This is a genomic window from uncultured Azohydromonas sp. (assembly GCF_937926365.1).
In the GTDB taxonomy this organism is placed as follows: domain Bacteria; phylum Pseudomonadota; class Gammaproteobacteria; order Burkholderiales; family Burkholderiaceae_C; genus Azohydromonas.
The window spans coordinates 1-11,829 of the sequence record NZ_CALAOH010000173.1 but is presented as its reverse complement, the minus strand read 5'-3'; the positions used below and the strand labels follow the sequence as shown (position 1 = coordinate 11,829).

10 protein-coding genes and 1 pseudogene are annotated in these 11,829 nt (G+C 70.0%); all 11 read right to left on the bottom strand.

Annotated features, from left to right (window positions below; genetic code table 11):
- Nucleotides 1-364, bottom strand: a pseudogene (locus tag Q0741_RS18475) (SPOR domain-containing protein); the annotation flags it as partial.
- Nucleotides 365-415: 51 nt separating this feature from the next.
- Nucleotides 416-1,711 (bottom strand): bifunctional tetrahydrofolate synthase/dihydrofolate synthase, encoded by a 1,296-nt coding sequence (folC, locus tag Q0741_RS18470; RefSeq protein WP_298234659.1) that lies wholly within the window; start codon nt 1,709-1,711, stop codon nt 416-418.
- 66 nt (nt 1,712-1,777) lie between these two features.
- On the bottom strand, nt 1,778-2,650 hold the full coding sequence (accD, locus tag Q0741_RS18465; RefSeq protein ID WP_298234658.1) for an acetyl-CoA carboxylase, carboxyltransferase subunit beta: 873 nt from the start codon (nt 2,648-2,650) through the stop codon (nt 1,778-1,780).
- Nucleotides 2,647-3,477 (bottom strand): tryptophan synthase subunit alpha, encoded by an 831-nt coding sequence (trpA, locus tag Q0741_RS18460; protein ID WP_298234657.1) that lies wholly within the window; start codon nt 3,475-3,477, stop codon nt 2,647-2,649. The genes accD and trpA overlap by 4 nt, the downstream gene beginning before the upstream one ends.
- Nucleotides 3,474-4,712 carry a tryptophan synthase subunit beta gene (trpB, locus tag Q0741_RS18455; RefSeq protein ID WP_298234656.1) on the bottom strand — a complete coding sequence of 413 codons (1,239 nt, stop codon included), beginning with the start codon at nt 4,710-4,712 and terminating at the stop codon, nt 3,474-3,476. Before trpB ends, trpA begins: the two co-directional genes overlap by 4 nt.
- 38 nt (nt 4,713-4,750) lie before the next feature.
- Nucleotides 4,751-5,392, bottom strand: coding sequence for a phosphoribosylanthranilate isomerase (locus tag Q0741_RS18450; RefSeq protein WP_298234655.1), 642 nt, complete (start codon nt 5,390-5,392; stop codon nt 4,751-4,753).
- Nucleotides 5,393-5,410: 18 nt separating this feature from the next.
- Nucleotides 5,411-6,244, bottom strand: a complete 834-nt coding sequence (gene truA / locus Q0741_RS18445) for a tRNA pseudouridine(38-40) synthase TruA (RefSeq protein ID WP_298234654.1) — start codon at nt 6,242-6,244, stop codon at nt 5,411-5,413.
- The gene (locus tag Q0741_RS18440; protein WP_298234653.1) at nt 6,237-8,810 is read right to left on the bottom strand and encodes a FimV/HubP family polar landmark protein; all 2,574 of its coding nucleotides are present in this window, start codon (nt 8,808-8,810) and stop codon (nt 6,237-6,239) included. The genes truA and Q0741_RS18440 overlap by 8 nt, the downstream gene beginning before the upstream one ends.
- Nucleotides 8,811-8,919: 109 nt before the next feature.
- A complete protein-coding gene (gene asd / locus Q0741_RS18435; protein WP_298234652.1) occupies nt 8,920-10,050 on the bottom strand; it encodes an aspartate-semialdehyde dehydrogenase in 1,131 nt (376 codons plus the stop codon).
- Between the two features lie 93 nt (nt 10,051-10,143).
- Entirely contained in the window at nt 10,144-11,232 is a 1,089-nt protein-coding gene (leuB, locus tag Q0741_RS18430) for a 3-isopropylmalate dehydrogenase (RefSeq protein ID WP_298234651.1), read from the bottom strand.
- Between the two features lie 28 nt (nt 11,233-11,260).
- Nucleotides 11,261-11,829, bottom strand: a 569-nt coding sequence (gene leuD, locus Q0741_RS18425; protein WP_298234650.1) for a 3-isopropylmalate dehydratase small subunit, incomplete at its 5' end; no start/stop codon positions are given.

Genomic DNA, 11,829 nt, shown 5'->3' with positions numbered 1-11,829 from the left:
GCGGCCGCGCCGGCACCGGAGCCACTGCGGGCGCGGCCGGCGGCGGCACCTCGCGCCCGGCATCGGCGGCGGACTCGGTGATCGTCGCCGCCGACGTCGCCGGCGCCATGCGCGAGGGCAGCACCACCGGCGCCCCGCCCTCCTTGCGCGGGATCTCGATGCTCACTTCCACCGGCAACGGCCGCGGCTGGGTTTCGAACAGCAGCGGGAAACCGACGATGCCCACACCAAGCAGCACCACCGCGCCGATGAGGCGACGGCGCGCCCGCACCCGGGCGGCCTGCACCTGTTCCGCCGGCGAAGCCATGCCCACCGGCTCCCGGGAAGCGGAAGTGTTGCGTTGCAGGAAGGAAAACAGGGGCATGCCGAAGCTGGGAGTGGGCGTGCGCCCAATGAAAAAGAAGGTTCCGAGACTTCAGCCGACGTGGGACGCACCCAGGCGCGGCAGCCCGTTCTTGAGCACACCGCCGACGGTGTAGAACGAACCAAAGACCACGATTCTATCAGCCGGGTCCGCGGCTCCGAGGGCAGCCGCCAGCGCCGCGGCCGGATCGGCATGGGTATGGACGCTCACCGCGCGCCCCTTGGCGGCGGCCTCCACCAGCGCACGCAGCGCCTCGGGCTCCGCCGCGCGCGGCGTGGGCAGCGCCGCCAGATGCCAGCTGTCCACCAGCGGCGCCATGTGCGCCAGGGCGCCGGCCAGATCTTTGTCCTGCATGGCGCCGAAGACGGCGTGCGTGCGCGGATAGAACCCCATCTGGTCCAGATTCAGCGCCAGCGCCGCCACGGACTGCGGGTTGTGCGCCACGTCCAGCACCAGCACCGGCTGGCCCGGCACGATCTGGAAGCGCCCCGGCAGGTCCACCAGCGCCAGCCCCTGGCGCACCGCCTGCGCGCTGATGGGTAGCTGCGCGTGCATCGCCTCGAACACCGCCAGCACGCCGGAAGCGTTGAGCAGTTGGTTGGCCCCGCGCAGCGCCGGATAGGCCAGGCCGTGGAAGCGCCGCTCGCGCCCCTTCCATTGCCACTGCTGGCGGTCGCCGGCCTGGCTGAAGTCGCGCCCGGCCACGCGCAGGTCCACGCCCAGCGCTGCCGCCGCGTCGAGCACGCTCTGCGGCGGCTGCGGATCGCTCACCACCGCCGGACGGCCCGCGCGCAGGATGCCGGCCTTCTCGCGCCCGATGCTCTCGCGGTCCGGCCCCAGGTAGTCGGTGTGGTCCACTGCGATGCTGGTGATCAGCGCGCAATCGGCGTCGATGGCATTGACCGCATCCAGCCGCCCGCCCAGGCCGACCTCCAGGATCACCACGTCCAGCGGCGCCTCGGACAGCGCCCGCAGGATCGCCAGCGTGGTGAACTCGAAGTAGGTCAGCGTCGTGCCCTGCCGCGCCGCCTCCACCGCCTCGAAGTGGGGCAGCAATGCCTCGGCGTCGATCATCCGGCCGTCGATCCGGCAGCGCTCCTCGAAGTGCACCAGATGCGGCTTGCTGTAGAGCCCCACCCGGTAACCCGCGGCCAGCGCGATGGCTTCGAGCATCGCGCAGCTCGACCCCTTGCCATTGGTGCCGGCCACGCTGATCACGGGCACGGAAAAGCGCAGCCCCAGCCGGTCGCGTACCGCGGCCACGCGCTCCAGCGTCATGTCGATGCTCCTGGGGTGCAGGGCCTCGCAGTGGGCCAGCCAGTCGTCGAGCGTGCGGGGGGTGGTCATGAGCGTGAGCTTAAGAGGCAGCAAAAAGGCCGGCGCGGAGCCGGCCTCGCGGGAAAAGTTGGCGGATCAGGCGACGGCGTCGGCGCTCTGGCGCTGCAGCATGGCCAGGGCGTGGGCGATGGTGGTGCGCAGCTGGCGCCGGTCCACGATCATGTCCAGCGCCCCCTTTTTCAGCAGGAACTCCGAGCGCTGGAATCCTTCGGGCAGCTTCTCGCGCACCGTGTTCTCGATCACGCGCGGGCCCGCGAAGCCGATCAGCGCCTTGGGCTCGGCGATCACGATGTCGCCCACGAAGGCGAAGCCCGCCGATACGCCGCCCATGGTCGGGTCGGTCAGCACGCTGATGTAGGGCAGCTTGGCCTTGGCCAGCCGCGTCAGCGCCGCGTTGGTCTTGGCCATCTGCATCAGGCTCAGCAGGCCTTCCTGCATGCGCGCGCCACCCGTGGCGGTGAAGCACACGAAGGGCACCTTCTGCTCGATGGCGGTTTCCACGCCGCGCACGAAGCGCTCGCCCACCACCGAGCCCATGGAGCCGCCCATGAAGTCGAACTCAAAGCACGCCACCACCAGCGGCACGCTCATCACCGAGCCGCCGATCACGACCAGCGCGTCGGTTTCGCCCGTCTGGTCCAGCGCCTGCTTCAGCCGCTCGGGGTACTTCCTGCTGTCCTTGAACTTCAGCGCGTCGACCGGGATGACCTCCTGGCCGATCTCGTAGCGCCCTTCATGGTCCAGGAACGCGTCCAGCCGGGCGCGCGCGCCGATGCGGTGGTGGTGGTCGCACTTGGGGCAGACGTTGACGTTCTGCTCCAGGTCGGTCTTGTAAAGCACCGTCTCGCACGAGGGGCACTTGATCCACAGCCCCTCGGGGATGGTGCGCCGCTCCGACGGATCGGTCGGCTGGATCTTCGGGGGCAGCAGTTTCTCAAGCCAGCTCATGCATGCGCTCCTTGCGCCACGCCGTCGAGGGCGGCGCGAATCTCGGCCATGAATCGGCGGCCCGTGGCCACCACTTCGTCCCTGGGCTGCCCCTGCAGCAGCTGCACCAAGCGCGACCCGATGACGACGGCGTCGGCAACCTCACCGACGGCGCGCGCTGAGGCGGCGTCGCGAATACCAAAACCCACGCCTACGGGTACGCTCACGTGCGCGCGGATGCGCGGCACCATCGCCGCCACCGCGCTGGTGTCCAGGTGCCCGGCACCGGTGACGCCCTTGAGCGACACGTAGTAGACGTAGCCGCTGGCGATGCGCCCCACATGTGCCATGCGCGCCTCAGTGGAGGTAGGCGCCAGCAGGAAGATCGGGTCCATGCCCGCGGCCTGCAACTGCGCCGCGAAGGCTTCGCACTCCTCGGGCGGGTAATCGACGATCAGCACCCCGTCCACACCCGCGGCCTTGGCATCGGCGACGAAGCGCTCCACGCCGTAGCGCTCCACCGGGTTGGCGTAGCCCATGAGCACCACGGGCGTGACGTCGTCGCTGCGGCGGAAGTCACGCACGATGTCCAGCACCTGCGTCATGCCAATGCCCTTGCCCAGTGCGCGCTCGGCCGCCTGCTGGATCACCGGGCCGTCGGCCATCGGGTCGGAAAAGGGCACGCCCAGCTCGATCACGTCGGCGCCGCCGTCAGCCAGCGCGCGCATCAGCGCAGGAGTCACGTCGGCGTAGGGGTCGCCCGCGGTGACGTAGGGAATCAGCGCCTTGCGGCCCTGCGACTTGAGCCGCTCGAAGGTGGCGGCGATACGGACAGAGCCCTTGCTCATTGCTTCACCTTTTGGCCCTGACAGGATGGACGGCAGTAGAAGGCCGCGCCGGAGAGGTCGGCCACCGTGCCGATGTCCTTGTCGCCGCGCCCGGAAAGGTTGACCAGCAGGTGCTGGTCCGGCCGCATCGTGGCGGCCAGCTTCATGGCATAGGCCACCGCGTGGCTGGACTCCAGCGCCGGGATGATCCCCTCCGTGCGGCACAGCCGGTGGAAAGCGGCCAGTGCCTCGTCGTCGGTAATGCCCACGTACTCCGCGCGGCCGATGTCCTTCAGGTACGCGTGCTCTGGGCCGACGCCGGGGTAGTCCAGGCCGGCCGACACCGAGTGCGTCTCGGTGATCTGGCCGTTGGCGTCCTGCAGCAGGTACGTACGGTTGCCGTGCAGCACGCCCGGCGAGCCCATCTGCAGCGAGGCCGAGTGCTTGCCGCTGTCCAGGCCCTGCCCCGCCGCTTCCACGCCGATGAGGCGCGTGCCCTCGTGCGGGATGTAGGGATAGAAGATGCCCATGGCGTTGCTGCCGCCGCCCACGCAGGCGATCACGGCATCGGGCTGGCGGCCGATCTGCTGCGGCATCTGCACCAGGCACTCGTCGCCGATGACGCGCTGAAAGTCCCGCACCATCGCCGGGTACGGGTGCGGGCCCGCCACGGTGCCGATGATGTAGAAGGTGTTCTCGACGTTGGTCACCCAGTCGCGCAGCGCCTCGTTGAGCGCGTCCTTCAGGGTGCGCGAGCCCGATTCCACCGGCACCACCTTCGCGCCCAGCAGGTGCATGCGATACACGTTCGGGCTCTGGCGCTTGACGTCCTCCGCGCCCATGTACACCACGCACTCCAGCCCGTAACGGGCGCAGATGGTGGCGGTGGCCACGCCATGCTGGCCGGCGCCGGTCTCGGCGATCACGCGCGGCTTGCCCATGCGCTTGGCCAGCAGCGCCTGGCCGATGGTGTTGTTCACCTTGTGCGCGCCGGTGTGGTTCAGGTCCTCGCGCTTGAGATGGATCTGCGCACCGCCGATCTCGCGCGACAGCCGCGCGGCGTGGTAGACGGGGCTGGGACGGCCCACGAAGTGGGCCAGCTCGTTCTGGAATTCGGCCAGGAACTCCGGATCGGCCTTGTAACGGTCCCAGGCCGCCTTGAGCTCGTCGAGCGCATGGATCAGCGTCTCAGCGACGAAGGTACCGCCATAGGGGCCGAAATGCCCGGAGGCATCGGGTTGGTCGTAGTTCAACATCAGAGGGATATTTCAGGCTGGCAGGCGAAGCCAGTGCTTCAGATGGCGGCCAACTGGGCGTCGGCCGCACGCACCGCCTCGCAGAACCGGTGCATCAGCGCGGCATCCTTGATGCCCTTGGCCGCTTCCACACCGGAGCTCACGTCAACGGCCCAAGGCCGTACGCGAAGCACGCCATCGGTCACGTTGGCAGCACTCAACCCACCAGACAAAACGACCGGAGCGGGGAGCGCGGGAGGGATGAGGGACCAATCGAAGACCTTGCCACCGCCGCCGTAGCCTTCGACATGCGCGTCGAGGAGCAGCCCCTGGGCGTGCGGGTACTGCCGGGCGAAGTCTAACAAATCGACCCCTGGGGAAACCCTGGCCGCGCGCAGGAATGGCCGGTTGGCCGCCGCGCACTGCTGTGGCGTCTCGTCGCCGTGGAACTGCAGCAGCGCGTTCGGGATGGCCTGCAGCACCTCGTCGATGAACACCGGCGTGGCGTTGACGAACAGGCACACCGGCAGCACGAAGGGCGGCAGCCGCCGTGCCAGCTCGGCCGCGCGCTGCACATTGACGTAGCGCGGGCTGCGCTCGTAGAGCACGAGGCCGATGGCGTCGGCCCCGGCCGCCACGGCGGCGTCCAGGTCGGCCTCGCGCGTGAGGCCGCAGATCTTGATGCGGGTACGGTGACTCATGGATGAAGGCTCCCGGCGTCAGGACAGCCAGTCCAGTGCCGGGACATGGTCGGGAATGGCGTGGCGCGCATCGTAGTGCGGGCCCACGAAGTACAGCCCGTCAGGGGCGAAGGTCGGTGCGGCGATTTCGCGCCGGCGCGATTCGAGCACCACGCCCATCCACGCCGCCGACCGCGTTCCCTGCCCCACCGCCACCAGGCAGCCCATGATGTTGCGCACCATGTGGTGCAGGAAAGCGCTGGCCTCAAAGTCGAAGCGCCAGTACGCACCCCGGCGCTCGATACCGATGTGGCGCAGCGTCTTCACCGGCGACAGCGCCTGGCAGCCCGCGGCGCGGAAGGCGCTGAAATCGTGCTCGCCCAGCAGCTGCGCCGCCGCCTCCCGCATGGGCTCCAACGCCAGCGGGCGGAAGGTCCAGCCCACCTGCCCGCTCTCCAGCGCCGGGCGCACCGGCGACTCCAGCAGCACGTAGCGGTAGCGGCGCCCGCGCGCGCTGTTGCGGGCGTGGAAATCCGGCGCGACCGGGCGGCACCACTGCACCGCGATATCGCCCGGCAGGTAGCGATTGACGCCGCGCACCCACGAGAACTCCTCGCGCTGCAGCGGCGTGTCCAGGTGCACGACCTGGTTGATGCCATGCACGCCGGCATCGGTGCGCCCGGCGCAGACGGTGCTCACCGGCATGGCGGCGAAAGCCGAGAGCGCCTGCTCCAGCTTGTCCTGCACCGTCAGCCCATCGGGTTGGCTCTGCCAGCCGTGGTAGTGGCCGCCGCGGTAGCTCACGCCCAGCGCGATGCGGCGCAGCGCGGGCGGCACCGCGGTGCCGGGCACTTCCTCGGGCCGTTCAGACAAGGCTGTCAAGCATGCTCTGGGCACGCGTCTTCACGTCGCCGCTGGCTTTGGCCACGACCTCCTGTAGCAGGTCGCGCGCGGCGTCGTTCTCGCCGATCTGGCGGAACTCCTCGGCCAGGTCCAGCTTGCGCTGCAGCGGGTCGGCCTCCTCCTCGTCGAAGCCCGAGAGGTTGAGCTCGCTGAGCACCGAGGCCGTGGAGGGCTCGTCCAAGTCCAGCGACAGCGAGTCGAGGTCGAAGGGCAGCGCGGGCGCACCTTCGGACGGCACCGCCGGCGCGGGTACGCGCGGCAGCGCGGACGGCCCGAAGTCCAACGACACCGTGTCGTCGTCCTCGGGCTGCAACTCCGTCGTGGGCCGGCCCTCGGCCGCGGCCGAGGACACCGCAGCCGCGGTCGCCGCCACGGCGGCTACCGCCGGCACAACGACAGGCACCGGCGCCGGGGAAGACTCCGGCCGCTCCAGGTTTGTCACCACGGGCTGCGTCCGCCCCAGTGACTGCGCCGGCGCGGTGGCGAGCTGGTCCAGGTCGAGGTCCAGCCGCTCGGCCGGCGGCGCAGGAGCCGGTGCGGGTGCGGGTGCGGGTGCCGCAATGTCCTCCGGCCAGGTCGAGGGCGACATCGTGTCCGGGGCGCGCTTGGCAGCCGCGGCGGCCTCGTCGTAGAGCGCGTTGCCCGGGTCGATCTGTTGTCCCAGCTCGCGCGCCCGGGCCCAGTCCTCGCCCTGGCCCTGCGTGATCTGCTGCAGCTGCTGCGCCAGCAGCTCGAAGGCCTTGACGTCCTGCCGCTTGGCGTAGACCTCCAGCAGCTTGGTGCGGATGGACAGGCGCTGCGGGTTGCTGCGCATCGCCTCCTTGAGGATCTCCTCGGCTTGCAGGTCGCGGCCGTAGGCCAGGTACACATCGGCCTCGGCCACCGGGTCGACGTCGCCGATGGCATCGAGCTGGCTCAGCGAGTACTGCTCGGACGCGGCCGGCTGGGCCGAGTCGCGCGTGCCCGCGGGCTGGGCGCTGTGGCTGCCAAAGAAGGAATCGGGCTGCAGCCGGCTCTCCAGGAACGAGGTTTCCGCGACCGCCTTCCTGCGCTTGCGCAGCAGCATCACGCCCGCGCCACCCACTACCAGCGCGCCCAGCACGCCAGCCAGGCCCATCCACCAGTTGCGCGCCAGCGACGACAGGCCGTTCGCGGCCTCCGGCTGCGCCGGCGTCGGTGGCAGTTCCACGGCCGAAGCCGCGGAGGCGGCAGCCAGCGCCGCCGCTGCCGCAGCGGCCTCGTCCACGGCCGAGGCCGCGTCCATTGCGCCCGGCTCGGATGCGGCCGCTGCCGCGGCGGATGCCGCCAGATCCGGCACGATGGACATGGCGGCGTCGGACGCGGACATGGACGGCACCGTGGGCGCCGAGGCGGCCGGGGCACCCGGCACCGGCAAGCCCAGTGCGTTGACCGCGGACGCCGCCTCGGTTGCTGCTGCCGCCGCCGCATTGGACGAATTCGCGGCCAGCCGCCGCAGCTCTTCCACGTTGCGCGAGAGCTCGGCCACGCGCTGCGCCTGATCGCGGCGCTCGGCCTCACGCGACAGGGCCGCTTCCGAGGACGAGTTCGGTGCGCGCGACAGCCGCAGCCGGTCCGGCGCGATGGGCGCGGTCTGCCGGTCCTCGACCGCCGCCTCCACGGCGCCGCTGGAGCGCCGCGCCGACTCCTCCATCCGGGCCGCCGGCGCCCTGCCGGCCAGCCGCTCGCGGTAGGCCTCGAAATCGGCGCTCTGCATGCGCACGATCTGGCGCGCCTCGGTGCGCGCCACCTGCGCCGCTTCCTGCGAGCTGGGCAGACGCAGCACGGCATCGGCGCGCAGCAGGTTCATGTTCTTGTTGATGAACGCATGCGGATTGCTGCGGTACAGCGCCACCAGCATCTGGTCCAACGACACGCCCGGGCGCGCCATGCGCGCCGCCACGCCGGAGAGGGTGTCGCCCCGGTGCACGGTGTAGCGATCGGAAGGCGCCTTGGCCACGGCGGGCGTCCGGGGCGCAGGCACCGGCTCCGGTGCCACTGCCTTGGCCGGCGTGCCCGGCACAGCCGGCAGCGAGGGCGTGGGCGCGGCGCCCAGCAGCGGCGCCGCCGCCGCGGGCGCCGGCTCCTGCGCCACGGTCTTGGGCGCCTCGAACAGCAGCGTGTACTCGCGCGTGAGCGCGCCGCTGGCCCAGTTGATTTCCAGGATCAGGTCGAGGAACTCGTCCTGCACCGGCTGCAGGCTGCTGATGCGCAGTACCTGCCGCCCGTCGGAGCGCTGCACCAGGCTGACCCGCGCCTCGGCCAGTGAGGGACTGAGGCTCACGCCGGAGCGGCGGTAGGCCTCGGCCGGCGCGATGGCGGCGGACAGGCTGTCCGCCTCCTCGGGACTGATGGCGCCGATCTCCACCTCCGCGCGCAGCGGCTCGCCAAGTCCCGAGTGCAGCACGATACGTCCCAAGCTCAGCGCCCAGGCACTGCCGCAGACCGCCAAGCCGAGCGCGGCCACGGCCGAATGCCGCAGCGCCGCACGGGTCGCTTTCTTCGAGCTGATCCTCAAGGCCTCTCCCCTTACATAGCCAAGGCGGCGCCGTAGCTGCCGCCCGCAGCGCGCCAAGGTCCGCAAGGAATACAGCGCGGCGCGGCCGGCGCGCTAGCTTGTTTGCTTTTTATCGATTCTCGATCAGCAGGCGCAGCATGCGGCGCAGCGGCTCGGCCGCGCCCCACAGCAGCTGGTCGCCGATGGTGAAGGCACCCAGGTACTCCGGGCCCATCGCCAGCTTGCGCAGCCGGCCCACCGGGATGGTCAGCGTGCCCGTCACGGCCACCGGCGTGAGGTCGCGGATGGTGGCCTCGCGGTTGTTGGGCACCACCTTCACCCACTGGTTGTCGGCGGCGATCATGGCCTCGATGTCGGCCAGCGGCACGTCCTTCTTGAGCTTGAAGGTCAGCGCCTGGCTGTGGCAGCGCATGGCACCGATGCGGACACAGAACCCGTCCACGGGCACCGCGGGACTGTTGAAGCCCTCGCCCTGGCCGAGGATCTTGTTGGTCTCGGCCATGCCCTTCCACTCCTCGCGCGACATGCCATTGCCGAGATCCTTGTCGATCCAGGGGATCAGCGAGCCGCCCAGCGGCACGCCGAAATTGGCCTTCTCGGCGTCTTCCAGCGTGCGCTGCTTCTCGATGACGCGGCGGTCGATCTCCAGGATCGCGCTGGTCGGGTCGGCCAGCAGGTCGCGCACTTCATGGTTGAGCGTGCCGAACTGCGTCAGCAGCTCGCGCATGTGCTGCGCGCCGCCGCCGGAAGCGGCCTGGTAGGTCTGGGTGCTCATCCACTCGACCAGGCCGGCCTTGTACAGCGCGCCCACGCCCATGAGCATGCAGCTCACGGTGCAGTTGCCGCCGACCCAGTTGCGCCCGCCCTTGGCCAGCGCGTCCTTGATCACGGGCAGGTTCACCGGGTCCAGCACGATGACGGCGTCGTCCTTCATGCGCAGCGTCGAGGCCGCATCGATCCAGTGGCCGTTCCAGCCCGCGGCGCGCAGCTTGGGATAGACCTCGCTGGTGTAGTCGCCGCCCTGGGCGGTGAGGATGATGTCGCAACGCTTGAGCGCGTCGATGTCGAACGCGTTCTGCAGCTTGGTTTCGTTCTTCGCCATGGCCGGGGCGTTGCCGCCGGCGTTGGACGTGGAGAAGAACAGCGGCTCGATCAGCTCGAAGTCGCCTTCGGCGCGCATGCGCTCCATCAGCACCGAGCCGACCATGCCGCGCCAGCCCACCAATCCCACGAGTGCCATCGTCAATCCTTTGAAATTACTGCTTCCCGGACCCCAGCTTTCCCGGCTCGTTCGCCGGGGTCCAGGGGATGGGCGAGACGAACCGGAGCTGAATCAGCCCGTAATCGTTTTGCCGGTGATGGCCGCCACCACGGCGTCGCCCATCTCGCGCGTGCCCACCTTGCGGGTGCCTTCGCTGTAGATGTCGGGCGTGCGCAGACCCGCGGCCAGCACGGCGCGCACCGCCGATTCGATGCGGTCGGCGGCTTCGGGTTGGGCAAGGGTGTAACGGAGCATCATGGCTGCGGACAGGATTGTAGCCAGGGGGTTTGCAACACCCTTACCGGCAATGTCCGGCGCGCTGCCATGGCTGGGCTCGTAAAGCCCCTTGTTGTTCGCGTCCAGCGAGGCCGACGGCAGCATGCCGATGGAACCGGTGAGCATCGCCGCCTCGTCGGAGAGGATGTCGCCGAACATGTTGCCGGTGACGACCACGTCGAACTTCTTGGGCGCCTTGACCAGCTGCATCGCGGCGTTGTCCACGTACATGTGCTCCAGCTCCACGTCGGGATACTGGGCATGCACCTCGGTCACGATGTCCTTCCAGAACTGGAAGGTTTCCAGCACGTTGGCCTTGTCCACGCTGGTGACTTTCTTGCCACGCCGGCGCGCGGCCTGGAAGGCCACGTGCGCGATGCGCTCGATCTCCGGGCGCGAGTAGCGCATGGTGTCGAAGGCTTCCTCGGCGCCGGGGAAGTGGCCGTCCACGGCCGTGCGGCGGCCGCGCGGCTGGCCGAAGTAGATGTCGCCGGTGAGCTCGCGAATGATCAGGATGTCCAGCCCCGCCACCAGCTCGGGCTTGAGGCTCGATGCGTGCGTGAGCTGCTCGTAGCACAGCGCCGGGCGCAGGTTGGCGAACAAGCCCAGGTGCTTGCGCAGGCCCAGGATCGCCTGCTCGGGGCGCAGCGCGCGCTCCAGCTTGTCGAACTTCCAGTCGCCCACGGCGCCGAAGAGCACCGCGTCGGCGTCCTTGGCCAGCTGCAGCGTCGAGTCCGGCAGCGGATGGCCCTTGGCCTCGTAGGCCGCGCCGCCCACCACCGCCTCTTCCAGCTCCAGCGGCAGCTCCAGCACATTGAGGACCTTCACGGCCTCGGCCACGATCTCGGTGCCGATGCCGTCGCCCGGCAGCACTGCAATCTTCATGTTCTCTTCTCCAGATGGGGATTCGTGATCAGCGGCCGGCGTTGCCCAGCCAGGGCATGCGGGCCAGGCGCTCGCCCTCGAAGCGGGCGATCTTCTCGGCGTGGCGCAGCGTCAGGCCGATGTCGTCGAAGCCGTTGACCAGGCAGTACTTGCGGAAGGGCTGCACGTCGAATTCGAGCTCGGTGCCGTCGGGGCGCACCACGCGCTGGCGCGGCAGGTCGATGGTGAGCTGAAAGCCCGGGAACGCCGCCACGTCGTCGAACAGCTTGTCCACCTCGTGCTCCGGCAGCACCACCGGCAGCAGCCCGTTCTTGAAGCAGTTGTTGAAGAAGATGTCGGCGAAGCTCGGCGCGATCAGCGCGCGGAAGCCGAACTGCTCCAGCGCCCAGGGCGCGTGCTCGCGGCTGGAGCCGCAGCCGAAGTTGCGACGCGCCAGCAGGATCGACGCGCCGGCGTAGCGCGGCTGGTTGAGCACGAAATCGGGGTTGGGCTTGCGCTCGGCCGGGTCCTGGCCCGGCTCGCCGTGGTCGAGGTAGCGCCATTCGTCGAACAGGTTCGGGCCGAAGCCCGTGCGCTTGATCGACTTCAGGAACTGCT

What these genes read in the sequence shown, in the direction of transcription:
- folC (WP_298234659.1), bottom strand. Translation starts at nt 1,711, where the DNA reads ATGACCACCCCCCGCACGCTCGACGACTGGCTGGCCCACTGCGAGGCC.
- accD (WP_298234658.1), bottom strand. Translation starts at nt 2,650, where the DNA reads ATGAGCTGGCTTGAGAAACTGCTGCCCCCGAAGATCCAGCCGACCGAT.
- trpA (WP_298234657.1), bottom strand. Translation starts at nt 3,477, where the DNA reads ATGAGCAAGGGCTCTGTCCGTATCGCCGCCACCTTCGAGCGGCTCAAG.
- trpB (WP_298234656.1), bottom strand. Translation starts at nt 4,712, where the DNA reads ATGTTGAACTACGACCAACCCGATGCCTCCGGGCATTTCGGCCCCTAT.
- Q0741_RS18450 (WP_298234655.1), bottom strand. Translation starts at nt 5,392, where the DNA reads ATGAGTCACCGTACCCGCATCAAGATCTGCGGCCTCACGCGCGAGGCC.
- asd (WP_298234652.1), bottom strand. Translation starts at nt 10,050, where the DNA reads ATGGCACTCGTGGGATTGGTGGGCTGGCGCGGCATGGTCGGCTCGGTG.
- leuB (WP_298234651.1), bottom strand. Translation starts at nt 11,232, where the DNA reads ATGAAGATTGCAGTGCTGCCGGGCGACGGCATCGGCACCGAGATCGTG.